We start from the raw sequence: 25,646 nt of genomic DNA on the forward strand, positions 1-25,646 counted from the left end.
TGCTCCGGTCGGCCGAACACACGGCGATGGGGCCGAACATACCCGGCACGAGTCTTGACAGCGGCTCGACTCAGAGCCCGGTGAGTGTGCGGCGCAGCACGCCGTAAAGCTCTGTGGGCGTGCCGGATTCGACCGCAGCCTGGTCGATCAGGTCGATGGCGGCGGCGGTGAACTCGTCGCTCTGGACTTGGACGAAGTCGGCAGGGGTGTCGACGCCGGGCGCCTGCGCGGCGAGCATCGTGGCCATGGCGTGGAGGAACGGCGTCATCAACTCGGCCAGGCGCGCCGCGGAGCCGCCGGTGGTGCGGACCATCGCACCGCCCTGTGCGAATGCGGCGAACATGGCGTACATGCCGCCGAGGATCGACACGTCGTACATCGCCGCGGCGCCGAGATCGTCGCCGACGAATTCGGCTCGGCCGAACAGTTCCAGCACCGACCGGTAGCGCTCGACTGCCGCGGTCGCGCCGCTGTAGAGCACGAAGGCGCCGGGCCCGCCGATCATCGCGGGCACCGCCATGATGCCGCCGTCGACCAACTCGATTCCGTGGGTTTCGGCCCACGTGCCCAGCGACCGCGCCTGCTCGGGTGTGGTGGTCGTCAGGTTCACCACCGTGCGCCCCCGCAACCGGGTTGCAGCGGGCTCGATGTGCTCACGTACCGCGGCATCGTCGAGCACACACAGGATCACCAGATCGGCCGCGGCCATCGCCTCGGCAGAGCTCGCCGCCACCTTCGCGCCGTCGGCCACCAGCGCTTCGGCGCGCGCCGGGGTGCGGTTCCAGACCGTCACCTCATGGCCGCCTGCCAGCAGCGCCTTGGCAAGCGCATTGCCCATCGCGCCGAGGCCGATCAACGAAACATGTTGTGCTGCTGCCGAATCAGTCACGATTCCCCTTGCTCTAGAGCCTTCACTGCCGATCGGCAGCGTCCTCCTAGATTCGTGGGTTACGGTGGACTTCACAAGTACCGACTATCAAGTGCAATACTCACCAAAAAGTAAGTGAGGCGAGCATGAGGCAGCGAGAGCGCCCGTATTCCTGCGGTATCGATGCCGCGCTCGACGTCGTCGGCGGCAAGTGGAAAGCGCTGATCCTGTGGGCCCTGTCCACCGGCACTCAACGCTTCGGCGACCTGAAACGCCTGGTCCCCGGCGTGACGGAGAAGATGCTGATCCAGCAGCTGCGCGAACTCGAGCACGACGGCATCGTCAACCGCGAGGTCTACGCGCAGGTACCCCCGAAGGTCGAGTACTCGCTCACCGAACGCGGACTCTCACTCAACGGCGCACTGTCCACCCTCGGCGCCTGGGGCAACGAGAACATGGTGCATATCTGTGCAGTCAAGGGCGTAGACGCACCCGTGCACTGACGCGACATTCCCGGTCAGAAGTCGTGCGGCGCCGGCAACATCGACCGGCGCCGCTCAGGTCACGCCTGGATTCCCACCCATTTCTGACCGGTGATGCGCTCGTAGGCCTCTTCGTACTTGCGGCGAGTGCCTTCGACGACCTCGGCGGGGATCTCCGGGCCCGGGTATTCCTTGTTCCAGCCGGTGGAGGTCGACCAGTCGCGCACGAACTGCTTGTCGAAGGAGTTCTGAGCGCGGCCCGGCTCCCACTCGTCGGCAGGCCAGAAGCGCGAGGAGTCCGAGGTCAGCACCTCGTCTCCGAGGGTGAGCACATCACCGTCCCACCCGAATTCGACTTTCGTATCGGCGACGATCACGCCCGCCTTCGCCGCGTGCTCGGCCCCGCGCGAGTAGATCTCGAGGGTCAGATCGCGCAACTTCTCGGCGACCTCGCGGCCCTCCTGGTTCACCACATCGGCGAAGCTGATCGCCTCGTCGTGCCCCTCGGAAGCCTTGGTCGACGGCGTGAAGATCGGCTCGGGCAGCTTGTCGCCGTCGCGCAGACCCGCGGGCAGCGCGATCCCCGACACAGTCCCCGACCGCTCGTACTCCTTGAGCCCCGACCCGGTCAGGTATCCGCGCGCGATGCACTCGACAGCCAGCATCTTCAGCGGCTTCACCCGAATCCCACGCCCGGCGAACTCCGCGGGCACGTCGGTCGCCGAGATCACATGATTCGGAATCCCGGTGAAATACTCGAACCACCAGTTCGACAGCTGCGTCAGCAACGCGCCCTTGTCCGGAATCGGCGTCGGCAGCACCACGTCGTAGACCGAAACCCGGTCCGACGCGACGAGCAGCAGGGTGTCGCCGTCCTCGTAGAGGTCGCGAACTTTCCCGGCGTGCACATGCTTCAACGTCGAGCCTCCGAATCTCCGGTGCGGTACCTGCGGGTTTCCCCGAACTCTACCGGCCCACCCGTAGCCGCTATCAGGCCTACCCGGCCCACCCGTCGCCGGAAACTCGTGAGCGGGCGCCGACGGCAAGTGGCATTGTGGACGCCGAACTACCGTGCCGTGTTCGTCGACGACGAAGGAGATCAATGTCCGCCCCGAATCTCACCCGCGACCAGGCGGTCGAACGCGCGGCCGTGGTGGCCGTGCAGAACTACCGGATCGAACTCGACCTCACCGATCAGCCGCGCGGAGCGGGGTCCGAGGTGTCGGACACCTTCGGGTCGAAGACCACTGTCAGCTTCACCGCGACCCCTGGTGCGAGCACCTACATCGATCTGGTGGCGCAGCGAGTGCGGTCGGCGGTGCTCAACGGGGTCGCGCTCGATGTGAGCGCCTATGACGAGTCGACCGGCATCGCGTTGCCGGGACTGGCCGAGAACAACGAGCTGGTCGTCGAGGCCGATTGCGAGTACTCGCATACCGGTGAGGGCCTACACCGGTTCGTCGATCCGACCGACGACAAGGTGTACCTGTACTCGCAGTTCGAGACCGCTGATGCCAAGCGGATGTTCGCCTGCTTCGATCAGCCCGATCTCAAGGCCACCTTCGACATCGTCGCCACCGCGCCCGCGGACTGGGCGGTCATCTCCAACGGCGCCGATATCGAACAGCACAACATCGGCGCGGTCGTGCGCCACACGTTCGCCACCACCCCGCGGATGAGCACCTACCTGGTCGCCCTGATCGCGGGCCCGTACGCGAAGTGGTCCGACACCTTCACCGACGCGAGCGGCGAGATCCCGCTCGGTCTTTACTGCCGTGCGTCGCTGGCCGACCACATGGACGCCGAGCGGCTGTTCACCGAGACCAAGCAGGGTTTCGAGTTCTACCACAACAACTTCGGCGTGCCGTATGCCTTCGGCAAGTACGACCAGCTGTTCGTGCCGGAGTTCAACGCGGGCGCGATGGAGAACGCGGGCGCTGTTACCTACCTCGAGGACTACGTGTTCCGGTCCAAGGTGACCCGCGCGTCCTACGAGCGTCGTGCAGAGACCGTGCTGCACGAGATGGCGCACATGTGGTTCGGCGACCTGGTCACCATGAAGTGGTGGGACGACCTGTGGTTGAACGAGTCGTTCGCGACCTTCGCCTCGGTGCTGTGCCAGGCCGAGGCCACCGAATACACCAGCGCCTGGACCACTTTCGCGAATGTGGAGAAGTCCTGGGCCTACCGCCAGGACCAGCTGCCCTCGACCCACCCGATCGCCGCCGACATCCCCGACCTGCACGCGGTGGAGGTGAACTTCGACGGCATCACCTACGCCAAGGGCGCTTCGGTGCTCAAGCAGCTGGTCGCCTACGTAGGGCTGCAGCCGTTCCTGGCCGGTCTGCGCGACTACTTCGCCGAACATGCCTACGGCAACGCCACTTTCGACGATCTGCTCGCGGCGCTGGAGAAGGCGTCGGGGCGTGACCTGTCGGACTGGGGCGCGCAGTGGCTCAAGACCACCGGGCTCAATATCCTTCGCCCCGATTTCGTCGTCGCGGCCGATGGCACGTTCTCGAGCTTCGCGGTCGTGCAGGAAGGCGCCGCGCCGGGCGCGGGCGAGCACCGCGTGCACCGGATCGCGATCGGCGTCTACGACGATGTCGACGGCAAGCTGGTGCGCACCAAGCGAGTCGAACTCGATCTCGACGCCGCCGAGCGCACCGAGGTACCCGAGCTCGTCGGCGTGCCGCGCGGTGCGCTGGTGCTGGTCAACGACGACGACCTCACCTACTGCTCGCTGCGCCTCGACCCCGATTCGCTCGACGTGGTCGTGCAGCGCGTCGGTGACATCGCCGATTCGCTGCCGCGCACGCTGGCCTGGTCGGCGGCCTGGGAGATGACCCGTCAGGCCGAGATGAAGGCCCGCGATTTCGTCGCGCTCGTGCAGCGCGGAATCGGCTCCGAATCCGAGATCGGAGTGGTGCAGCGGCTGCTCATGCAGGCCAACACCGCCATCTCCAGCTACGCCGACCCGGCGTGGGCCGACCAGGAAGGCTGGGCGGCATACGCCGACCGGCTGCTCGAACTGGCCCGCGGCGCCGAGGCGGGTTCGGATCATCAGCTCGCCTTCGTCAACGCATTGACCGGGGCGAAGCTGGAAACACGCCACATCGAGGCGCTGGCGCAGTTGCTCGACGCCGACCCGGCGGCGGCCGGTCTGCCCGGTCTCACCGTCGACACCGACCTGCGCTGGCGCGTCATCACCGCACTGGCCGCGGCGGGTCAGATCGACGCGGACGGTCTGGCCTCCCCGACCATCGACGCCGAACTGCAGGGCGATCAGACCGCGGCGGGCAAGCGTCAGGCGGCCACCGCGGCCACCGCGCGCCCGATTGCCGAGGTCAAGGCACAGGCCTGGGACAAGGTGATCGCCGACGACTCGGTGCCCAACATCACCGCCCGCGCCATCGTCGGCGGGTTCGCCCCCGCCGGTCAGAGTGAAGTGCTCGCGCCGTACGTGGACAAGTACTTCGCCGAGATCCCCGCGGTGTGGGACCGCCGCTCGAGCGAGGTCGCGCAGACCGTCGTGATCGGCCTGTACCCGCACTGGGCGATCACCGAGGAAGCGGTCACCAAGGCCGACGAGTTCCTGGCAGGCGACCATCCGCCCGCCCTGTACCGCCTCGTCTCCGAGGGCCGAGCGGGCATCGAACGCTCCCTGCGCGCACGGGAATTCGACGCCAAGTAGTTCGACCGAAGGGCCCGGTGCGCGATGTCGCCGCACCGGGCCCTTGCCCTGTCCGTAGCCTCCTGAGGACCGCGCCTGCGCTGGACGATCTTGCTGCTGTGAGCAGATCTGCTGGGGGCAGCAACGGCGGCGCGAGGGGGTGTGCGCGGGGCACCGTTGACTCATGGCACACGACGACAAGACCCCGATGTTCAGCTGGCGAGCCCGCGAGCAACTGTTCGGCCGCCGAATCCTCGTCCTCGACGGCCCCCTCGACGACGACAACGGCACCCTGCTCATCACCCAATTACTCACCCTCGCAGCGCAATCCCCGGAAGCCGGAATATCGCTGTGGATCCACTCCCCCGGCGGTTCGGTCCCCTCGATGCTCGCGATCCGCGATGTGATGCGCCTCATTCCCTGCGAGGTCTCCACGCTGGCCCTGGGATTGGCATGCAGCGCAGGACAGTTCCTGCTCTCCTCCGGCACGCCGGGTAAGCGCTACGCCCTGCCTCATGCCCGGGTCCTCATGCACCAGGGGTCGGCGGGAATCGGCGGCAGCGCGGTGGAAGTGGAGGTGCAGGCCGACGATCTGCGCCACACCGTCGACACGGTGCTCGGCCTCATCGCCGCCGACACCGGGCAACCCTTCGACCGCATCTACGAGGACTCGCTGCACGACCGCTGGTTCACCGCGCCCCAGGCACTCGAGTACGGATTCATCGACCACATCGTCGAATCCTTCGACCAGGTCGTTCCCAACCGCCACCGCATCGGGATCACCGCGTGAGAGCCGCTGCCGATACCACCCGGCCGCCCTGCTCCACGTCGTTCATCATCGTCAGGAAGGCGTTGTCATGACCTACACGATTCCCAATGTCGTGTCGCAACATCGCGGCGGCGGTGAGCGGATCACCGACATCTACTCGCACCTGCTCAGCGAACGCATCGTCTACCTGGGCACCCCCATCGACTCCGGCGTCGCCAACGCGCTCATCGCCCAGCTGCTGCACCTGGAATCCGACAGCCCCGGCCAGGCGATCAGCCTCTACATCAACTGCGAAGGCGGCGATCTGTCCGCCATGCTCGCCGTGTACGACACCATGCGATTCATCAAGGCGCCGGTGCACACCACCTGCGTCGGCCAGGCGATCGCCGTCGGTGCCGTCCTGCTCGCCGGCGGCGCGCCCGGCCACCGCGCGATGCTCCCGCACACACGAATCGTGCTGCACCAACCGGCGACTCGCGGCCAGGGCACCATTCCCGACCTGATCCTGCAGGCCGACGAGATCGTCCGGATGCGCGCGGCGATCGAGGCGATCCTGTCCAAGCACACCGGCCAGACTCCGGAAACCCTGCGCCGCGACACCGACCGGGACCGTGTCTTCACCGCCGAGACCGCGCTCGAATACGGGTTGGTCGACCAGGTCCTGCACGAGCGCGAGTGATCGCCCGCTCCCGCTTCGCCGACCACGCCGGCCGGTCACCGGATTTCGACCAGTGACCGGCCGGCGCGGTAGTTCCGGTTCGCGTACCGGACACCCGAGTTGTGGTTACCTCACTGCTTTTCGATGCGGTCCAGGTACACGCGGCGGGCGTTGTCGTCGACGCGAGTGATGGCGGCGTCGTCGTGGGCCACCTTGCGCAAGGCCCGCATCACCGGCTCCGGCACGAGACCGGAGGCGTTGGCCAGCACGCCGACGTACCCGGGCACCGCGGTCTCGGCCGCGCGGGTCCTGACCGTGCGGACCACGGCGGCGGCGATGTCTTCGGGCTCGACGGCGGGCAGGATGCCGTAGTCGATACCGGAGCTGAGTTCGGTGCGCACCGCGGACGGGAGGACCGCGCTCACACTGACTCCGGTGGCATCCATCTCCAGCCTGGTGGCGGCGGTCAGGCCGACCACCGCGAACTTGCTGGCGTTGTACACGGCCAGCCCCTTGATCGGGAACTTGCCCGCCAGCGAGGCCACGTTCACGACGTGGCCGTAGCCCCGCGCGACCATCGCGGGCAGGGCGAGGCGCATGCCGTGGATGACGCCGTAGACGTTGACGTCCATGGTGAGCTGGTCGATGCGGTCGGACTGGTCGAGGAACGGGCCGTTCGGCATCACGCCGGCGTTGTTCACCAGCACGTCCAGCGGGCCGCGCCACTGGGCAGTCGCATCGAGAAACGCCGCGTAGGAGGCCTTGTCGGTGACGTCGAGCGCGTGGCCGATCGCGTGGTCGCCGATCTCGTCGGCGGCCTGCACGGCCAGCGCTTCGTCGAGGTCACCGAGCGCGACGTACGCGCCTTGCTCGACGAAGGCTTTGGCCGTGGCGAGTCCGATGCCGCGCGCGGCGCCGGTGATCGCGACGGTGGCCCCTTCGAGGTCGATCCGTGGGTAGCTCATGTCGTGGCCTCTCGTCGGTTGTCGGCGCGGGCGCTCATGCGGGCACCGTCGCGTCGTGGGTGATGGTGAAGTCGGTGGGGTCGAACGCACTGACGCGGGTGGTGAGCTCACCGGTCGACCATGGCCAGCTGAAACTGTTGCGGCCGTTGGCGTCCATGTAGTAGCTGTGGCAGCCGCCCGCGTTGTAGACGGTGCTCGCCAGCGCGGCTTGCACCTGGTCGACATAGCGCGCCTGCACTTCGGGACGCACGTCCAGCCCCGCCCAGCCTTCGCGCCGGGCGCTCTCGATCGCCGAGACGAGGAAGGCGACCTGGGCTTCGAGGATGGCGAACGCCGAGGAGTGGCCGGTGCCGAGGCTGGGGCCGAGCACGGTGAACGCGTTGGGGAAACCGGTAGTGACGGTGCCGAGGTAGGCCTCGGGCGAGCCCTCCCAATGCTCGGCCAGCGTGCGGCCGTCGGCGCTGCGGACGATGTCGGCCAGCGGGGTGTCGAGGATGTGGAAGCCGGTGCCGAGGATCACCGCGTCGACCTCGGCGGTGGTGCCGTCGGCGCCGACCACGGTGTTGCCGCGGAATTCGGCCAATCCGGTGGCGTACACGTCGACGTTGCTCTTGGTCAGCGACTGGAGGTAGCTGTTGGAGAACAGGATTCGCTTGCAGCCGAGCAGATAGTTCGGCGTCAGCTTCGCCCGCACCGCCGGATCACGCACCACGACACGCAGATACGCCGAACCGACGGTCTGGACGGCCTGCATCAGCGGTCGTGGATGCCGGAAGGCGACCCCGAGACCTTCCATCATCGCGTATTCGACCGCACGCAAGGCCTTGTGCGCGAACGGGAATCGTCGCATCACCTTCTTCTCGAAGCCGGGCACGCGGTGATCGAGTTTCGGCAGCACCCACTGCGCGGTGCGCTGGAACAGGTGCAATTCGGCGACATCGGGCACGATCGCGGGCACGAACTGCACCGCCGACGCACCCGACCCGACCACCGCGACCCGCTTGCCGCGCAGGTCGTAGTCGTGGTTCCAGCGCGCGGAATGGAAGACCTCGCCGGGGAATTCGGCCAGACCCGGGATCTCGGGTAGGCGCGGTTCGTTCCACGGACCAGCGGCCGAGACGACGAACCGGGCGCTCAGCGGGCCTTCGCTGGTTTCCAGCCGCCACAGCTGCTCGGCATCGTCGAACTGCGAACCCTCGACCGTCACGCCGAAGCGGGTGTGCGCGGCCAGCCCGTGCTCGCGCGCCACCCGGTCGACGTAGTCGAGGATCTCGGGCTGGGGCGCGAACAGCCGCGACCACTCACTGTTCGGCGCGAAGGAGAACGAGTACAGACCGGACGGAACATCGCACGCGCAGCCGGGATAGGTGTTGGCCCGCCAGGTGCCGCCGAAGGTTTCGGCCTTCTCGACGATCAGCACGTCCTCGACCCCGGCCTCGATCAACTTGATCGCCGCACAGATCCCGGAAACTCCCGCTCCGATCACAACGACCTCGTGGTGGGGGCTCATACGATTTCTCCTTCGAACGAAACGAGCAGCGCGCCGATCACGGCGCGAGTAGATACGGAACCGACTACCTGACACGAGGGGCCCGCGCAGCGACGGCGTCGGCCCATCCGACCGCTACTGAGAGGACTCGGCAGGCGCTTCGTGGGAGAGCGATTCACGCGAGTCGGCCCGCGGAACCGGAACTGCGCAGCGCATCGGCGACTCGGGTTGCCATGTTGCGGCGGGCAGCGGCGATGGTGGCCGGGCGGCGGGCCGAATCCATGAAGTTCGGGCCCATGGCGGCGAGTTCTTCGGGGCCGGGTTCGACGCGGATCACCCGGGTGCCCGCGGCGCGCAGCAGAGCGACTTCGCGATCCAGGCCGCGGGTCATCTGCGTGCGGAGCAGGCGTTCGATCCGGTTCAGGCCGGTGGCCGGTGCGCCGCCCTCCGACGTCATCGGGGCGATGACCACCACCTCGTCGAGTTCCAGCGGCACCAGCAGAGCGGCCGACACCGACGACACCGAACCACCGTCGACGTAGTCGTTGCCGCCGATCCGCACCGGGGGAAACCACCCGGGAATGGCCCAGGACGCGGCGATCGCGTCACCCAGATCGACCGGCTCCGCACCGGACCGGCCTGATTTCCCGGCCGTCACGATGCCATCGGCCGTTCGGTTCGCGCCGAAGGCGACTCGCGCGCCCGTTGCCGCGTCGGCGCCGACCACCCAGGTCGCGGGGTGACTCACCCAGCCGCTCGGCCCGCTCAGCGCCTCACCGAAGGAACGCAACCATCCAGCGTCACCGCGGCCGCGCGGAAGGAGGCCGGCCATCGCGGTGTAGGGCGAACGAGCGCGCAGACCGGCGCCGACCAGCCCGAGACCGGGGAATCCGAGCCCGGGGAGCGGGGGAAATTTTCCGGGGTCGACGGCGACGTGCGCGGCCAGGACCGGGTCGGCGTCGGGAGCCGCGTCGAGGGCGGCGAGCAGGTCGGCGGGGGTGCGCCCGGAGCCGAGCGCCGCCACGAGTTCCGCGCCCGCGGAGGTGCCGATCAGGACATCGGCGGTGCGGGTGTCCCAGTTCATCGCGCGTTCGACGGCGTCGAGGGCTACGGCGGTCCAGGCGAAGCCGAGGAGGCCACCGCAGCCGATCGCTAAGCCACGTCGTGTTGTCATATTTCGAATACTAACGGTATTTGAATTCCAGCGGTAGCCCATCTTGCTAAACTCCTGCACATGGCCAGGATGACGCGCAAGGAGTCGCACGCTCTCACGCGTGAACGACTGGTCGAGACAGCCAAGCGGCTGTTCATGGCCGACGGCTACAACGTGACCCCGCTGGAGAAGGTGGCCACCGAGGCCGGGTTCTCCAAGGGCGCGGTGTACTCCAACTTCGCGACGAAGCACGAATTGGGCCTGGCCGTGCTCGACGTCGTCCACGTGGAGCGCGCGCAGTCGCTCGTGGACGCGATGCTGCCGCACGACAACATGGCGGAGCGGATCGAAGGTTTCGCACGATGGGCCGACGAGAACATCGGTGATGTCGGCTGGACCGCGCTGGAAGTCGAGTTCGCCACGAGCACCCGGCACATGCCCGAGATCCGCACCGAGCTCGCCGATCGCAGACGCACCCTGACGACGATGCTCGCCACCGTGATTCAGACACAGGCCGACCAGCTCGGCCTCGAACTCCCACTGCCTGCGGAAGACGCCGCGCTGCAACTACTCTCGCTCGGCATCGGCCTCGGCGTACAACGCGCGATCGACCCCGAACTCCCCGTCAGCGCGATCGTCGATCTACTCCGCAGCCAGATCGCCGCCGCGCGGACGAGCGCGTCAGCGGACAGTTGATCGCTAGGGCCTCACGCGAACATCGCCCGAGCGCGAAGGCCGGTTGATCGGCCGGCGAGCAGGCGGATCAGGCCGCGAGCAGGACGGCGTTCGGGGCCAGCGCGATGGGAGCGGAGTGGGAGGGGGCGATCTGACGGTTGCCGCCGAGCACCACCGCACGCGTGGGCACCAGCGCGTGCCTGCGCATGGATTCCGCCACCTGGGCCACGAGGTCGCCCAGCGAGGTACCGAGAGCGCCGGCCAGGGCAGCGATCATCTCGCTCGACGGCTCTTTGCGACCGCGCTCGACCTCGGAGAGGTACTGCGGCGAGATACCAGCGCGCCCCGCGGTGTCGACGAGCGTGGAGCGCTCTTCCAGGCGCAGCGCCCGCAGGCGTTCGCCCAGCGCCTCACGCCAGAGTGGTTCCGGCCGCGACTGCTGTTCGCCGCGTCCGCCTGGAATCACCCGCAACCCGTTGTGCTCGCCCATACTCCGAGCGTAGGGATGCCCGGACCGAAACACCCGACTCTTCTGCTCTCGGCGTAACCGGAGGAAAAGGGGCCCGCCCTGATCTGGACTGAGCCCCATTCCGCCGCGAAGTCAGTCGAAACCGAGTCGTGGAGGGTGCGACGAAGGAGTACCCGGAGGGAGGGAAGATCAGGGGCCCGAAGGGCCCCGCTCGAGCGCGCCAGCGCTCCAACAATTCAGCGGGTGATCCCGAAGCGGGTGTCTGCCCAGCCGAGCGCGTCGGCGAAGGACGCGGAGACGATCTCGCTGTGGTCAACGTTGTCGTATTTGCGGTAGTCGACCGACTCACCCCGCCCCTGCTGTTCGGCGACCATCGCGTCGGTCGCCTGCAGCGGGACGGTGAGGTCGGAACGGCCCTGGAGAACGAGAACCGGGACGGTGAATCGCAGGCCGCTCGGGTCGTTGTCGTCGAGGACTCGCAACAACCCGGAGACATCGCCGTCGGCGGTGAACACATCCTTGGGCGACAGGCCGCCCCACTTGCTCTTGTCGCGCAGCCCACCGGTGCATTCGGAGTCGGCGACCGTCAGCAGGGACTGCGCACGGCCGGTGAGGAACCGGGCGGGGTCCACATCGGTCACCGTCTGTGCACCGCGAACCAACAGCGGCAGGTACACCGACACATCGCCCGTACCGAGCTTGCCCAGCGGATTCGACGCCGCCCACTTCGCCATGCGCACCTGTTCGCCGAGGTGTGAGGCGGGCGCCAGCGCGATGGCGCCGAGCAGGGGCGTGTTCGGCGACCACCCCGCGGCGTCGACAGCGGCGAACAGGGCCGCGTGGCCACCCTGCGAATGCCCCATCGCCACCCAGCGCGAGCCGATGGATTTGTCGACTTCCCTTGCCGCCGTGGCGAGATCGGCCATCGCACGCTGCTCGGTCTCGCCGATCATGTACCCGTGACCGCCTGGTGTCCCCAAGCCCTGATAGTCGGTCCTGGCGATCGCGTACCCCTTGGCCACCCAGCGAGCCTGTTCGTCCCGGCTCGGGGACGACCCTTCCGAGCGCGAGGCCGCGCAGACATCGGCGACTCCGGTACTACCGGGCCCCCAGGAAATGAGCGGCCAACCACCCTCGGGCGCATCCCCTTCGGGCACCGCGAGCGTCCCCGACACCGCGACGGGCTTCTCCTGCGCGTCCAGCGACCGGTACAACGTGAGGTAGTTGCGGGCGCCGGGCACCGCCTGCGCACCGGCGAGCGCCTGCGCGCGGACCACCGAACCACGCTGTCCCGGAATCGATTCCGCACTCGGGTTATAGAACGCGGAAAGCGGTGCGGCCGCAGTGAATTCGACAGGCTCACTGTCCTGGGCGCAGGCCGACACGGACAGCGCCAGGCAACCCGCCGCGATCACCCGAGCAATGCGTGTGTGCAAGTTTCCCCCGATATACCGACGGCCCATGACGTGGCCGATAAACCGCCGACCAGGTTACTCGATGCCGTCCGGACGGCCGGGCACCACACGACGCCCAGCCGTCCACCGGGCTCAGCGCAGGACCCGGCCGAGGAAGTCGCGGATCAGCGCGGCGATCTCGGGTCCGTGCGTCTCCAGCGCGAAGTGACCCGCGTCGAGCAGGTGCAGTTCGGCATCGGGCAGGTCGCGCAGATACGCGCGGGCACCATCGGCGCCGAAGATCTCGTCGTGGGAACCCCAGGCGATGAGCGTCGGCGGCCGGTGCTCGGCGAAGTACTTCTGGAAGGCGGGGTAACCGTCGAGGTTGTTCTTGTAGTCGAAGAACAGTTGCAGCTGGATCTCCTTGTTGCCGGGGCGGTCGAGGTAGGCCTGATCGAGGGTCCACGCATCCGGGCTGACCAGCGCGAGCCGGTCGGCCGGAACACCGTGCGTGTACTGCCATTTCGTCGCGTCGAGCTCGAGCAGCTCGCGCACCTTCGGCTCGTGGGCGACGCGGTCGTTCGCATGTGCGAACAGCACCTCCCAGAACGGGGTGAACCCTTCGAGGTAGGCGTTTCCGCTCTGGGTGATGATCGCGGTGATCCGCTCGGGGTTACGCGAAGCGATGCGCAGGCCGATGGGGGCGCCGTAGTCCTGAATGTAGATCGCGAATCGGTCGACGCCGAGGGTATCGAGCAGTTCCAGGGTGATCGCGGTGAGCGCGTCGAAGCTGTAATCGAATTCGTCGACCGCCGGCATGGCCGACTGGCCGAAGCCGAGATGATCGGGCGCGATCACGTGGTAGTCGTCGGCCAGCGCGGGGATCAGGTTGCGGAACATGGCCGAGCTGGACGGGAAGCCGTGCAGCAGAAGCAGAGTCGGCTTGTTCGAGTCGCCTGCCTCACGGTAGAAGACCGAGCGGCCCTGGATCTCGAGGGTGTGGTGGCTGATCTGGTTCATCGTGGATCCTAACTTGTTAAATAGATTTCAGCGGTTAGAACACGACGGTCGGGACCCGTATTCCTTCGTCACGAAAGTCATCGGCGCGGAATCGCTTCGCAGCCCGGCAATCTCGGATTCAGCGGCGAGCAGGTCTCCTACGCCGCAGACACGAACGGCGCGTTCACCAGGAGGTGAACGCGCCGGACGGTGGAGAACGAACTAGCGGCCGATCGCGGCGGCCATCACGCGGGTGGCCGAGATCAGGCCGTCGATCAGGTTGCCCTGACGGAAGGAGGCCAGGGCGGCGGTGACGCCGAGCTGGCAGATGCGGTCGTTGGCGCGCTCGGTCACGTTCGCACCGGAGCGGACCTCGATCGCGCCCTGGTTCGGGGACACGGCGATGAGCACCGAATCGGCCGACTCCGGGGTGTTCGGCAGGATCGCGTCGGCACCGGCCGCCGGATCGGAACCGAGGTCGCCGAGGTAGATGTTGAAGCGGACCTTGGTGGCGCGGGTCGCCTCGGTGAGCGCGTTGTCGAGGGAGATGCGCTCACGATCGGTGAACGGCACCTCGTCGAACACGGTGCCTGGCTCGTGCACGCCGGACACGCGGCCGCTGCTGGTCAGGGCGTACCCGTGCGCCAGGTCGGCCTCGACCACAGCGGGCCAATTAGAACTTGCCACTTGCCCGGCCTCCGATCAGCTCCGCATGCGCGGTTTCGAGAGCCGCATGACTGCCATGCGGCTCGGCGGTGTGGTGCCCCGCCGCGGCGGTCACCTCATCGGTAGCACTCCACAGCACCGGCCGGTGGGTCCACTTCTGCCCGAGTGCGAAGTGGGCCGGCTTCTCACCGGGGAATGGCTTACCGAGATAGGACAAACCCGCGATCGCGAAGTAGATCGCGGCCGGGATGCCGACGAAGATCAGCACTGTCTCGAGAATGCTCACGCACCAACGGTAGACGATGCTGTGTAGTAGTTCATCCTCCGGCTGGCAGTTCCCGCACCGCGTGTCCGGCCGCGGCTACACCAACCAGGCCGCCGCGTTCGGTGGCAACCGGTCGTCGGCGACCGGCGCGCTCGACAACAGCACCTCCCCCGGCGGCAGCTGGATCGGCCCCTCGGAGGCGTTGAGCACGCAGATCAGCCCGCCCGGACGACGGAACGCGAGGCAGCCGTCGGGGCTGCCGTACCACTCGATCCGCTGGCCCGCGAACTCCGGCCGGGTGGCGCGCAGGTCGATCGCCAGGCGGTACAGCGACAACGTCGAGTGCAGGGTTTCCAGTTGCGCTTCGACGGTGCGGTCGGCCCAGTCGGCGGGGATCGGCAGCCACGGCTTGCCCTCGGTGAAACCGAACGGCATGGCGGGGCCCTCCCACGGCATCGGGACCCGGCAACCGTCACGACCGCGTTCCCTGTGACCCGTGCGCTCCCACACCGGGTCCTGCAAGACCTCGTCGGGCAGATCGTCGACGTTGGGCAGGGCCAGTTCGGCGCCGTTGTAGATGAACACCGCACCGGGCAGGGCGAGTTCGACCATCATCATCGCCCGCGCCCGCGCGACGCCGGTATTGCCGCCGCCGTAGCGGGTCACCTCGCGTTCGATGTCGTGGTTGGACAGCGTCCAGGTGGGTGGGGCGCCCGCGTCGGCGACGGCCTCGAGCGAGTGCGTGATCGCGTCGTGGACGCCCTGCGCGGTGAAGGGGGTCTCGGCGAGGCGGAAGTTGAACGCCAGGTGCAGCTCGTCGGGGCGGACGTATTCGCCGAAGCGGACGTTGTCGTCGACCCACACCTCGCCGATCGACACCGCGTGCGGGTAATCGTCGAGGACCGTGCGGATACGGCGATGGATGGCGTGCACACCCGGGTTGTTGAAGCGGGGATCGTCGTCGTCGTGCACCAGCATCTTGGTGTCGACCTTGTCCATATCGGGCAGGCCCTCGGGTTTGGCCATGCCGTGCGCGACATCGAGACGGAACCCGTCGACACCACGGTCGAGCCAGAAGCGCAGGGTCTTCTCGAAATCGTCGGCGACCTCGGGGTTGTCCCAGTTCAGGTCGGGTTGTTCGGGCGCGAAGATGTGCAGGTACCACTGCCCGGGGGTGCCGTCGGGCTCGGCGATCCTGGTCCAGGCGGGGCCGCCGAAGATGCTGGGCCAGTTGTTGGGTGGCTCGTCCCCCTTCTCGCCGCGACCGTCTCGGAAGATGTATCGGGCGCGTTCGGGGCTGCCCGGCGCCGCCTCCAACGCCTCGGCGAACCACGCGTGTTCGATGCTGGTGTGGTTGGGCACCAGATCCATCGTCACTTTGATCTCGCGGTCGTGCGCCTCGGCGATCAACTCGTCCAGCGCCGCCAGCCCGCCGAAGAGCGGGTCGATATCGCGCGGGTCGGAGACGTCGTAGCCGCCGTCGGCCTGCGGTGACCGCATCACCGGACAGATCCACAGCGCGTCGACGCCCAATAGCTCCAGGTACCCCATCTTCTCGCGTACACCGCCCAGATCGCCGACACCGTCACCGTCGGAGTCGGCGAACGAACGTGGATAGACCTGATAGAACACGGCGGTTTTCCACCACGGAGCGGTGCTTGCTTCCCCCGGCACCGGCGAGGCAGGTGTCTGTGTCACACCCGCAATATTGCCAAAGATCGCCCGCAATATTCATGTGGGGCGAGACTTTCTGCGAATCTGGCAAATCACCAGCGTTCGCCACGCCATGACGAAACATCATGGTAAAAGGCGGCATGAGCGCGAAACCGGCCCGCCATCCGCCGGTCATCAGCGAACAGCGGGCACCCGTAGGCTCAGGCGAGACCGGAAAGGCGGTGTACGCCTGGTCACATCGGGGCGTTTTGCAGGGAGGCTGCGGGAAACTCGGTGTACGCCTGGGTCACATCGGGGCGTTTTGCAGGGAGGCTGCGGCCATTTGGAAGTAGTCCAGCAGGGCCTTGCGGTGTTCGTCGTCCAGGATCGACGGTTCGATCTCGCCCACGGCGATCCGCATGCACCGCATCCAGGCGTCGCGCTCGAGCGGCCCGATGACGAACGGGTTGTGGCGCATGCGCAGGCGCGGGTGTCCGCGCTCGTCGGAGTAGGTGCGCGGACCACCCCAGTACTGTTCGAGGAACATCCGGAACCGGCGCTCGGCCGGACCGAGATCCTCCTCCGGGTACAACGGACGCAGGATCTCGTCGGCCGCGACCTCGCGATAGAAGACCGACACCAGACGGCGAAACGTCTCCGCGCCGCCCACGGCTTCGTAGAAGGAGGTCGTTGTCTGCTCACCGGAAGTCACGCGTTCCATTGTGCCCCGATCACCACGGTCACGAACGCGCTGCCCTTCAACCACAGTTCATCCGGAAGTTTGAAAAATAGCCGTGCAATACCGCCGGAACCATGGTCAACTGAGGGCAGTATCGGCCCCAGATACCACATGATCCTGCCAATCATGAAATTGAGGTCAAGAGGATGAAGCAGCGACCGGGCGCCCGTTCACACGAGGCGCGAACGCACCGACAACTCCAGCCCGCCGACGTCCACAATCGTGGCTCGGGGGCTGTTCCGCTGCATATCCTGTCCGATCACCATCCGGGCGCACACGGTCTTCACGACCTGCCGCATATCCCCGCGCCGCTGCATCTCGCCGGAGACCACGACGCCGCCGCATGGCGCAAACGCCGGGTCCTCCTCCTCAACGCCACCTACGAGCCGCTCACCGCGCTGTCCGCGCGTCGCGCTGTCGTACTGCTGATCTGCGCCAAGGCCGACGCCGTCCACGACAATCCCGAAGGCCCGGTCCTGCACTCCGCGGGCTCCCAAGTGGCGATTCCGTCCGTCATCCGCCTGCGCACCTACGTGCGGGTGCCCTACCGCGCCCGCGTGCCGATGACCCGCGCCGCGCTCATGCATCGCGACCACTACCGATGCGGATATTGCGGCGGCAAAGCCGAGACCATCGATCACGTGATCCCCCGCAGTCGCGGCGGCGAGCACTCGTGGGAGAACTGCGTCGCCAGCTGCGCCCCCTGCAATCACCGCAAGGCCGACAAGATGCTGGCCGACCTGGGCTGGCACCTGCGCCACCCGCTGGTCTCCCCCAAGGGCCCGCACTGGCGGCTGCTGTCCACCACCGCCGATCTGGACCCGATCTGGTTGCAGTACCTCGGCGAAGGGGCCGCCTGACACACCGCGCGCGTGCAGTTCAGGCGCTCTCGATGACCATCGTCGCCCAGGTCCCTGGTTCGAGGGCTTCGAAAATGTGTGGGAGATCACCCAGGTAGCGGATGTAGTCGCCGGGTCGCATTTCCACGGGCTCGTCGGCCGGACCGACCATGGCGTGGCCTGCCGCGAGCACGACGTGTTCCACGACGCCGGGAGTGTGCGGCTCCGAGCGCCGGGTGTGGCCCGGTTCGGCCGCGATGCGATAAACGTCGCAGCGGGTGTGTGACTGGCCCGCTGCGAGCAATGTCACCCGATAGTCGGCGTCGGCCGCCGGGACCGGCGAACCCTCGTTTGCGCGGATCACCTGGACGTTGGATCGAGGCGGGTCGAGCAGCCGGGAGAACGGCATCTCCAGGGCAACGCACAGTGCCCACAGGGTTTCCAGGCTGGGATTGCCGGTACCCGATTCCAGTTGGGACAGTGTGGATTTCGCGACGCCTGCCCGATTGGCGACCTCGGTCAGCGACAAGCCGGCGCGGGCGCGTTCGCGGCGCAGCGCCGCGGCGATCACCGCCTGGGGCGGTCCGACGACGGGGTCCTGCCGGTCCATCTACGCCTCCTGAGGGCTGGCGATACCACGTTGACTTTACCCACCCCGTGCGTTCAATATAAACAACATGCGTTCGATCTGGCGAACACTCGACCGAGGAACCGTGGCTGCCGTAGCCGCGGCGTGCTTTGCCGTCGGCCTGTTCGGTGTGTCCTACGGCGCGTCGACGATCGCGGCCGGGTTCCCGATGTGGATGCCGATCGTGATGGCGGTGACGGTGCTGGCAGGCGGGTCGGAGCTGCTGTTCTTCGGGATCGTCGCGGCCGGGGGCAGTCCGCTGGCGGCGGTGGTGGCCGGACTGCTGCTCAACGCGCGGCACCTGCCGTACGGGTTGTCGGCGCCGGAGGTGTTCGGCCGCGGCTGGAAACGGGCGCTCGGCATCCACGTCCTCAACGACGAGTCGGTGGCCTTCGCCGCCGCGCCGGGCGATCAGGAACGCAAACGCGCCGCGTACTGGGCGTGCGGGATCGGGGTCGCGCTGTGCTGGCCGCTCGGGGCGACCATCGGGGCGGCGCTGGGTTCGCTGGTGCCCGACACGTCGGCGCTCGGACTGGACGCGGTGTTCCCGGTGATTCTGCTGGCGTTGATCCTGCCCGCACTGCGCGATCGGGCGACGTTGCGGCCGGTGCTGGTCGGTGCGGGGTTGGCAGTGGTGGTCGCGCCGTACGTCCCGGCCGGACTTCCGGTGCTGATCGCCTTGGGCGGGCTGGTCTTCGCACTGCGCCCGCCGACGCCTACCGCCGAGCCGGTCGCGGCATGAACGCGCCGTACCTGCTCCCCGCCATGCTGGCGCTGGCCGTGGGAACGTACGCCCTGCGATGGACCGGCCCCGCGATGCGCCATCGACTGCGACTGTCCCCCAGGACAATCCATCTCCTGGACACCGGGGCCCTCATCCTGCTCGCCGCACTGGTCGCGACAGCGACGCTGCCGACCGGCTCCGGCCACCTCGGCATCGCCCTGCCCGCAGGCGTCGGCGTCGGCGGAGTCCTCGCCTGGCGGCGCGCTCCCCTGCTCGTCACAGTGCTCGCCGCCGCCACGACAACCGCGCTGCTGCGACTGGTCGGCGTGCACTGACCCCGACCGCGGGATTCAGCTGGGCGACAACGGTATTCCCCCACCGAGCCGTCGCGCGACGGACCCGTACCGGGCATCCAACCGCAACCATGTGCGGGTAGCACGGACACGAACCAGTTCCGAAGGCTGGATCCGACGCGACTCCGTCTTCTCCCCCGCGTGCGGAATGAAATCCATCGCGGTGAGCGCGAAGACGACGCGCATCGGTACCTGGACCTCGATATCTCCGGGGCCTGTGACGGTGAGAACCGACTGGTCGAGCAGGGAGGCGGGCGGGCCCTTGGGACCGCCGTGTTCGCGGGCCACATCCGCGCCGCGCTCGGCCAGTTCGACCAGGGTTCGCGCCGGGACGTCGTCGACATGCGTGAAGCCGTCGGTGGGCGGAAGGGCGCCACGCCAGGCGGAATCCATCGAGTAACCGAGGTCTATCGGGTGGCCGGTCCCCAGGCCCGCGAGGACCGCGTCCGCACCGACAGTGACATCGTCGACGCCGAGTTCAGCGGTGATCGTGCGCACCGCGAGAGTCTCGAACCCCGTTGCCACCCAAGCCGATACGAGGCTGGATCCTCGCCGCCGCAACCGGACGACAGCGGCCGGGTCGAGGCGGATGGCGCGGGTGAGGAAGGTGGCCAGGTTCTCGCGTTCGGCCGGGTCGGGCGTGTGTAGCACCCGCTGCTCGGAGCTCACGAAATCAGGCCCGCCACAGTGCCAGGTAGTCGCGTTCGGACTCGCTGAGTCTGCGCAGCCGCTGGGTGTCGATGTCGAACGCGGCGAGCTGGGTGGTCGCGAGGACCGCGGGCGGCGAATCGGGGGCAGCGCCGTTGGCACGCACCTCGTAGCCGATGGTGAAATCGACCGCGCGCAATTGCTTGACCCACATGGCGATGTCGAGCGGGGTGTCCTCGTGACGCAACTGCCCGCGGTACTTCACATGCAGGTCGACCAGCACACAGCCCTGCCGCCCCATCGACGCCGTCGGCTTGTCGTCGTCGAACAGCCACGGAATCCGCGCCTCTTCCAGCAGGGTCACCATCCGAGCGTGGTTGACGTGCTGGAACACATCCATATCCGACCAGCGGATCTCGACCTTCGCGTGAAAACGCTGCGGCAACACCAGATCCGGTGCGGGCGTGGCGGTGTTGCCGTTCGGCGAACTCGTCACCGTGGTACCTCCGATTGGGCGCCCACCCCGCTCACCATGCTCCGCACCTGTCGTGCGGCAACCGACAGTGTGGCGAGGTCGTGGGTCCCGGACTCGAACAATTCCGACAGTGCCGCGCGCGCACGGCCCAGCCGGGACTGGTTCTTCGACTCCCAGTATGCAATTTTCTCGTCCGGCGTTTCCTCCGGGTCACCCGCGGACAGCACATCGAGGGTGAGCGAGCGCAACGAACCGTACATGTCGTCGCGCAGGGCGAGCCGGGCCAGCGCGTGCCAGCGGTCGCCGCGTTCGAGGTGGCTCACCGCCTCGAGCAGCCAGTCGATCTTGAGATGGTCGTTGAGCGCGTAGTACAGGGCGCCCACCTCGGCGCCGTCGCGATCGGTGATATCGGCGATATCGACGATATCGAGCAGCGGGAACATTCCGAGCAGCCCGAACACCTCGGTGGACAGGTCGGTCGGTGCGCCGTGGGCGATCAACTCGGCGGAGCCCTGGGTGAGCGAGGTGACGTGGTGCCCGCGCAACCACCCCGGTACCTGCGGCGCCAGCTTCTGCACCCGGCGGTGGTACCGGTTGATCTCGGCGCCGACGGCGATCGGCTGTGGCCGGTTGCTCAGCAGCCAGCGCGATGCCCGATCCAACGTCCGCTTGGATTCCAGTTCCAGCAGGTCACAGACCCCGGCGGGAGCGTCGGCGCTGCGGATACGCGACCACACGTCGTGCAGCTGGAAGATCTCGGAGGCGGCAGCGAACGCGCGCACCGTGTCGGAGGTGGTGGCGCCGACCTCTTCGTTGAGGCGATGGGCGTAGGTGATGCCGCCGTAGTCGACGACCTCGTTGACGATCATCGTGGTGATGATCTCGCGACGCAGTCGGTGCTTCTTGATCGCCGCCCCGAACTGTTCGCGCAGCGGTGTCGGGAAGTACAGCGGCAGCTTGCTCGCGAAATAGGTGCTGTCGGGCATGTCGGTATCGAGCAGGTCGGCCTTGAGTCCGAGCTTCACGTGCGCGAGCAGGTTGGCCAGTTCGGGCGAGGCGAGCCCGGCGCCCTCCTCGTCGCGGCGAGCCAGTTCGGCCTTCGACGGCAGCGCTTCGAGCTCCCGATCCAGGCCGCGGCGCTGTTCGAGGTCGGCGATCACCCGGCCGTGCACATTGAGCATCTGGGGCGCGTCGGTGCGCGCGATGCCGATCAGCACGTTCTGATCGACGTTGTCCTGCAACACCATTCGGGCGACCTCGTCGGTCATCGAGGCCAGCAGCGGATTGCGGTCGGCGGGGGCGAGGTCACCGGCGCTGACCACGCCGTCGAGCAGGACCTTGATATTGACTTCGTGGTCGGAGCAGTCCACGCCCGCCGAGTTGTCCAGGGCGTCGGTGTTCATCTTGCCGCCGCCACGGCAGAACTCGATTCGGCCGAGCGCGGTGGCGCCCAGGTTGCCACCCTCACCGATCACCTTGACCCGCAACTCGTTTCCGTTGACCCGCACCGCGTCGTTAGACTTGTCGCCCACCTCGGCATTGGATTCGGTGCTCGCCTTCACATAGGTGCCGATGCCGCCGTTCCACAGCAACTGCACCGGCGCGAGCAGAATCGCGCGCACCAGCTCCGGCGGCGAGAGCGTCTGCACCGAGTCGGGCAGGCCGAGCGCGGTCCGTGCCTGCGGCGAGATCGGCACCGACTTCACGGTCCGCTCGAATACGCCGCCGCCCTCGCTGATCAGGCTCCGGTCGTACTCGGCCCACGAGGATCGCGGCAGCGCGAACAATCGCTCACGTTCGGCGAAGGAACTCGCGGCTTCGGGGGTCGGGTCGAGGAAGATGTGCCGGTGGTCGAACGCGGCGACCAGCCGGATGTGCGGCGAGAGCAGCATGCCGTTGCCGAATACGTCACCGCTCATGTCGCCGACGCCGACAACGGTGAATTCCTGGCTCTGGGTGTCGATGTCCATCTCACGGAAGTGGCGTTTGACCGCTTCCCACGCGCCCTTGGCGGTGATGCCCATCGCCTTGTGGTCGTAGCCCGCCGAGCCGCCGGAGGCGAAGGCGTCGCCGAGCCAGAAGCCGTAGCGCATGGCCACATCGTTGGCGATATCGGAGAAGCTGGCGGTGCCCTTGTCGGCGGCGACCACCAGGTAGGTGTCGTCGCCGTCGCGGCGCACCACCCGATCGGGCGGCAGCACCGCGCCGGTGGCCATGTCGACATTGTCGGTGACGTCGAGCAGCCCGGAGATGAAGGTGCGGTAGCAGGCGACGCCCTCGGCGATGCTCGCCTGGCGGTCGACGGCCGGGTCACCGACCGGAGTCGGCGGACGCTTCACGACGAAACCACCCTTGGCGCCGACCGGCACGATCACCGCGTTCTTCACCGCCTGCGCCTTGACCAAACCCAAGATCTCGGTGCGGAAGTCTTCGAGCCGGTCCGACCAGCGCAGACCGCCGCGCGCCACCGAGCCGAAGCGCAGGTGCACGCCTTCGACGCGGGGCGAGTACACGAAGATCTCGAATTGCGGTCGCGGCTTGGGCAATTCGGCGATCTCGCGCGGCTCCACCTTCAGCGCCAGGTATTCGCGCGGGCGACCTTCGGCGTCGAGGACGTAGTTGTTGGTTCGCAGTGTGGCCTTGATCAGGCCGAGTATGGCGCGCAGGATGCGGTCGGCGTCCATGCTGACCACTTCGTCGATCCCGGCCCGCACCCGTGTCTCGAGCTCGACGGCGGCGTCGGCGGAAACCGTTTCCGGGTCGAATCGGGCGGCGAACAGGTCGACGAAATCGCGCGCGACCTCGGGATGAGCCAGCAGCACCCGCGCGATATTGACCTGGGAGTACGGGAACCCGGCCTGCTGCAGGTACTTCGCGTACGCACGCAGGATCGCGACCGACCGCCACGGCAGGCCCGCACGCAGCACGAGTTCGTTGAGACCGTCGGCTTCGGCCCGGTCGTACCAGACCGCTTCGAAGGCATCGGTGAACCGGGTGCGCAAGGCGTCGACCTGGCTCGGCGCTTCGAGCAGTGCGGCGTCGAGGTCGCCGCCGAGTGCGTTGCGCACCAGTTCGGGACGGGCCTGCAGGCCGAAATCGTAGATCCAGCGCTCGGTGCCGCCCTCGTGTTCGAGCTGGTAGGGCCGTTCGTCGACCACCTCGACGCCCAGGCTCTGCAGCACCGGGAGCACCTGGCTCAGCGATACGCCGGAGCCGGCGATGTAGAGGCTGAACCGCCACGAACCCGGCTCCGCTTCGGGCCTGCGGTACAGGTACTGGTCGATACCGCCCTCGGTGAGCTGTTCGAGGCGACCGATGTCGGCCAACGCGCGAGCGGGCTCGAAGTCTTCCTTGTAGCTTTCGGGCAGTGCGTCCGAATACCGTTTCACCACAGCGGGATCGAGCACGGTGGAGGAGGCGACCGCGTCACCGATCCGGTCGTCCCAGGTGTGGCTGGCCGCGTTGAGCAGGTTCTGCAGTCGCAGCCGGTTGTCCTCGGAGGTGTCGGGAGCGGCCCCGCCGGTAGCTTCGCCGGGCAGCATCACCGTGAAATACACACTGGCGAGCTCGCTTTCGCTCACCCGCGCCGAATAGTCGATATCGACACCGCCGAGTTCGGCGACCAGGATCTCCTGCATCTCCAGGCGTACCGCGGTGGTGTAGCGATCACGCGGCAGATACACCATGCAGGCCACGAAGCGGCCGTAGCCGTCGCTGCGCAGGAAAAGCCGTACCTGCCTGCGCAATCCGACGCCGAGCACTGCGACGGCGGTGCGGCGCATGGTCTCGATGTCCGCGGAGAACAGTTCGGTGCGCGGGAAGGACTCGATCACCTCGAGCATCGCCTGCCCGGAGTACGAATCCTTGTCGAACCCGGCCCCCTCGATCGCCGTGCGCACCCGACGGTTGATCACCGGGATGTCGAGTACGTTCTCGTGCACCGCGCTCACAGTGAACACCCCGATGAACAGGTGCACACCCACCTCGACGCCCGCGGCGTCGATATCGGCGACGCCGACGAAGTACGGGTACACCGAGCGGTGCACGGTCGCGCGCACCAGGCCCTGGGTGAGCAGCAGCAGCGGGCGGTCTTCACCGTTGATGGGCACCTGGAAATCGGTCCCGACATCGGGGCGAAGTACGCCGAGACTCGCGCCGTGCACCGGGGTGGACACCGTGTGGCCCGCCTCGACGCCGCGCTGGTAGCGGGCGTAACCGAGCAGGGTGAAGTTGCCGGCGGCCAGCCAACGCAGCAGCTGGGCGCAATCGGCCACATCGACGCCGGGGAAGGGCGTGGAGCCCGCTGCGGCGGCACGGTCGAGCTCGTCGGCGAGCGAGCTCTGCACCGCGGCCATGGCCTCGGTGTCGTCGATCACCTGGCGGACGTCGTCGATCACCTCGGGCATGGTGCGTTCGATGTGATCGAGCTGGGCCCTGCTCGTCGACGGGTGCAGCTGCAGGTGCATCCACGATTCGGTCAGCCCGGTCGCGCCGTGGCCGTCCACCTCGTGCGCCGCGGCGCCGGTGAGGTGACCGTTCTCGTCGCGGGTGACCTCGAAGATCGGGTGGATCACCTCGGAGACACTCACCTGCATCCGACCGAGTGCCGCGGTGATCGACTCCACCAGCAGCGGCATGTCGTCGGTGACGACCTGTACCGCCGCGCCCATCCCGGTCCCGTCGTCGGGGTGGTGCACTCGCACCGTGGCCTTGCCGGGGCGACGAACGGCGGCCAATTCCATGTGGTGCCGGAAGATCTGGGTGATTCCGGGGATCGGGAAGTCCACGTCACCGGCGTCGACGTGTCGGAAATACGCCTCCTCGAGAGTCGCGAGATCGCCGCGCAAACTCTGCGGCATCCCCGCAGCCCACGCCGCGCTGGAGATTTCCGACGAGACCGTCATCGTTTAGCCCACTCCCATGGATTGTGGTTCGCTTCGATTTCGCAACTCAGGTGACGCATTTTCGAGACTAGCTCCGGCTACTCGAACATGCTCAGGGAATTCGGGCTTGCCGCGCCGGTAACTTGCGGAATGCGGGGTGAACGCCAGGGCTCCGATCG

Annotated in this window: 24 protein-coding genes; 8 read left to right on the plus strand and 16 right to left on the minus strand. The window is 67.7% G+C overall.

Annotated elements, in window-relative coordinates; translation table 11 throughout:
• Positions 1–70: 70 nt before the first annotated feature.
• Complete coding sequence (locus tag IBJ82_RS31065) at positions 71–889, minus strand: NAD(P)-binding domain-containing protein (protein WP_194829549.1); 819 nt, start codon at positions 887–889, stop codon at positions 71–73.
• Positions 890–1,014: 125 nt separating this feature from the next.
• Between IBJ82_RS31065 and IBJ82_RS31070 the strand changes: the two genes are divergently transcribed.
• Entirely contained in the window at positions 1,015–1,371 is a 357-nt protein-coding gene (locus IBJ82_RS31070; protein WP_194829550.1) for a helix-turn-helix domain-containing protein, read from the plus strand.
• A 59-nt stretch (positions 1,372–1,430) separates the two neighbouring features.
• Here IBJ82_RS31070 and IBJ82_RS31075 read toward each other — a convergent pair whose 3' ends face one another.
• Positions 1,431–2,267: a phosphoribosylaminoimidazolesuccinocarboxamide synthase gene (locus tag IBJ82_RS31075; protein WP_194829551.1), complete on the minus strand. Its 837-nt coding sequence runs from the start codon at positions 2,265–2,267 to the stop codon at positions 1,431–1,433.
• Between the two features lie 185 nt (positions 2,268–2,452).
• Here IBJ82_RS31075 and pepN point away from each other — a divergent pair, with 185 nt between their 5' ends.
• The 3 genes from pepN (at position 2,453) to IBJ82_RS31090 (ending at position 6,471) form a co-directional block, all read left to right on the plus strand.
• The gene (gene pepN / locus IBJ82_RS31080) at positions 2,453–5,044 is read left to right on the plus strand and encodes an aminopeptidase N (protein WP_194829552.1); all 2,592 of its coding nucleotides are present in this window, start codon (positions 2,453–2,455) and stop codon (positions 5,042–5,044) included.
• A gap of 163 nt (positions 5,045–5,207) precedes the next feature.
• Positions 5,208–5,813, plus strand: a complete 606-nt coding sequence (locus tag IBJ82_RS31085) for a ClpP family protease (RefSeq protein WP_194829553.1) — start codon at positions 5,208–5,210, stop codon at positions 5,811–5,813.
• A gap of 67 nt (positions 5,814–5,880) precedes the next feature.
• Positions 5,881–6,471, plus strand: a complete 591-nt coding sequence (locus IBJ82_RS31090) for a ClpP family protease (RefSeq protein WP_056821542.1) — start codon at positions 5,881–5,883, stop codon at positions 6,469–6,471.
• 110 nt (positions 6,472–6,581) lie between these two features.
• Here IBJ82_RS31090 and IBJ82_RS31095 read toward each other — a convergent pair whose 3' ends face one another.
• From IBJ82_RS31095 to IBJ82_RS31105, 3 genes are all read right to left on the minus strand, one after another.
• The gene (locus tag IBJ82_RS31095) at positions 6,582–7,415 is read right to left on the minus strand and encodes an SDR family oxidoreductase (protein WP_194829554.1); all 834 of its coding nucleotides are present in this window, start codon (positions 7,413–7,415) and stop codon (positions 6,582–6,584) included.
• Positions 7,416–7,449: 34 nt separating this feature from the next.
• A complete protein-coding gene (locus tag IBJ82_RS31100; RefSeq protein WP_194829555.1) occupies positions 7,450–8,925 on the minus strand; it encodes an NAD(P)/FAD-dependent oxidoreductase in 1,476 nt (491 codons plus the stop codon).
• Between the two features lie 154 nt (positions 8,926–9,079).
• Complete coding sequence (locus IBJ82_RS31105; RefSeq protein WP_194829556.1) at positions 9,080–10,078, minus strand: patatin-like phospholipase family protein; 999 nt, start codon at positions 10,076–10,078, stop codon at positions 9,080–9,082.
• A gap of 60 nt (positions 10,079–10,138) precedes the next feature.
• Between IBJ82_RS31105 and IBJ82_RS31110 the strand changes: the two genes are divergently transcribed.
• Positions 10,139–10,753, plus strand: coding sequence for a TetR/AcrR family transcriptional regulator (locus IBJ82_RS31110; protein WP_194829557.1), 615 nt, complete (start codon positions 10,139–10,141; stop codon positions 10,751–10,753).
• Between the two features lie 67 nt (positions 10,754–10,820).
• Here the strand turns inward: IBJ82_RS31110 and IBJ82_RS31115 are convergent, their stop codons facing one another.
• From IBJ82_RS31115 to IBJ82_RS31145, 7 genes are all read right to left on the minus strand, one after another.
• Positions 10,821–11,222, minus strand: a complete 402-nt coding sequence (locus tag IBJ82_RS31115; RefSeq protein ID WP_194829558.1) for a helix-turn-helix domain-containing protein — start codon at positions 11,220–11,222, stop codon at positions 10,821–10,823.
• Between the two features lie 215 nt (positions 11,223–11,437).
• The gene (locus IBJ82_RS31120) at positions 11,438–12,637 is read right to left on the minus strand and encodes a S9 family peptidase (protein WP_194829559.1); all 1,200 of its coding nucleotides are present in this window, start codon (positions 12,635–12,637) and stop codon (positions 11,438–11,440) included.
• 111 nt (positions 12,638–12,748) lie between these two features.
• Positions 12,749–13,615: an alpha/beta fold hydrolase gene (locus IBJ82_RS31125; protein WP_194829560.1), complete on the minus strand. Its 867-nt coding sequence runs from the start codon at positions 13,613–13,615 to the stop codon at positions 12,749–12,751.
• A 201-nt stretch (positions 13,616–13,816) separates the two neighbouring features.
• Positions 13,817–14,281: a DUF5130 domain-containing protein gene (locus IBJ82_RS31130; RefSeq protein WP_370585559.1), complete on the minus strand. Its 465-nt coding sequence runs from the start codon at positions 14,279–14,281 to the stop codon at positions 13,817–13,819.
• A complete protein-coding gene (locus tag IBJ82_RS31135; protein ID WP_194829561.1) occupies positions 14,268–14,546 on the minus strand; it encodes a hypothetical protein in 279 nt (92 codons plus the stop codon). Before IBJ82_RS31135 ends, IBJ82_RS31130 begins: the two co-directional genes overlap by 14 nt.
• 75 nt (positions 14,547–14,621) lie before the next feature.
• The gene (locus IBJ82_RS31140; protein ID WP_370585560.1) at positions 14,622–16,223 is read right to left on the minus strand and encodes an alpha-amylase family glycosyl hydrolase; all 1,602 of its coding nucleotides are present in this window, start codon (positions 16,221–16,223) and stop codon (positions 14,622–14,624) included.
• A gap of 262 nt (positions 16,224–16,485) precedes the next feature.
• Positions 16,486–16,899 (minus strand): globin, encoded by a 414-nt coding sequence (locus IBJ82_RS31145; protein ID WP_056821556.1) that lies wholly within the window; start codon positions 16,897–16,899, stop codon positions 16,486–16,488.
• A 164-nt stretch (positions 16,900–17,063) separates the two neighbouring features.
• On the opposite strand from IBJ82_RS31145, the gene IBJ82_RS31150 reads away from it, so the two are divergent.
• On the plus strand, positions 17,064–17,777 hold the full coding sequence (locus tag IBJ82_RS31150; RefSeq protein WP_228537940.1) for an HNH endonuclease: 714 nt from the start codon (positions 17,064–17,066) through the stop codon (positions 17,775–17,777).
• A 19-nt stretch (positions 17,778–17,796) separates the two neighbouring features.
• On the opposite strand, the gene IBJ82_RS31155 is transcribed toward IBJ82_RS31150, so the two are convergent.
• Positions 17,797–18,366, minus strand: a complete 570-nt coding sequence (locus IBJ82_RS31155) for a helix-turn-helix domain-containing protein (protein WP_194829562.1) — start codon at positions 18,364–18,366, stop codon at positions 17,797–17,799.
• A 67-nt stretch (positions 18,367–18,433) separates the two neighbouring features.
• Between IBJ82_RS31155 and IBJ82_RS31160 the strand changes: the two genes are divergently transcribed.
• Positions 18,434–19,126 (plus strand): AzlC family ABC transporter permease, encoded by a 693-nt coding sequence (locus IBJ82_RS31160; protein ID WP_194829563.1) that lies wholly within the window; start codon positions 18,434–18,436, stop codon positions 19,124–19,126.
• Positions 19,123–19,443 (plus strand): AzlD domain-containing protein, encoded by a 321-nt coding sequence (locus IBJ82_RS31165; protein ID WP_056821560.1) that lies wholly within the window; start codon positions 19,123–19,125, stop codon positions 19,441–19,443. Before IBJ82_RS31160 ends, IBJ82_RS31165 begins: the two co-directional genes overlap by 4 nt.
• A gap of 15 nt (positions 19,444–19,458) precedes the next feature.
• Here IBJ82_RS31165 and IBJ82_RS31170 read toward each other — a convergent pair whose 3' ends face one another.
• The 3 genes from IBJ82_RS31170 to IBJ82_RS31180 are packed head-to-tail and all read right to left on the minus strand — an operon-like array spanning position 19,459 to position 25,488.
• Positions 19,459–20,130 (minus strand): hypothetical protein, encoded by a 672-nt coding sequence (locus tag IBJ82_RS31170; protein ID WP_194829564.1) that lies wholly within the window; start codon positions 20,128–20,130, stop codon positions 19,459–19,461.
• A gap of 4 nt (positions 20,131–20,134) precedes the next feature.
• Positions 20,135–20,605: an acyl-CoA thioesterase gene (locus tag IBJ82_RS31175; protein WP_370585561.1), complete on the minus strand. Its 471-nt coding sequence runs from the start codon at positions 20,603–20,605 to the stop codon at positions 20,135–20,137.
• Positions 20,602–25,488, minus strand: a complete 4,887-nt coding sequence (locus tag IBJ82_RS31180; RefSeq protein WP_194829565.1) for an NAD-glutamate dehydrogenase — start codon at positions 25,486–25,488, stop codon at positions 20,602–20,604. The genes IBJ82_RS31175 and IBJ82_RS31180 overlap by 4 nt, the downstream gene beginning before the upstream one ends.
• Between the last annotated feature and the right edge of the window lie 158 nt (positions 25,489–25,646).

Origin of the sequence: Nocardia sp. XZ_19_231 (assembly GCF_015355705.1) — a bacterium.
In the GTDB taxonomy this organism is placed as follows: domain Bacteria; phylum Actinomycetota; class Actinomycetes; order Mycobacteriales; family Mycobacteriaceae; genus Nocardia; species Nocardia salmonicida.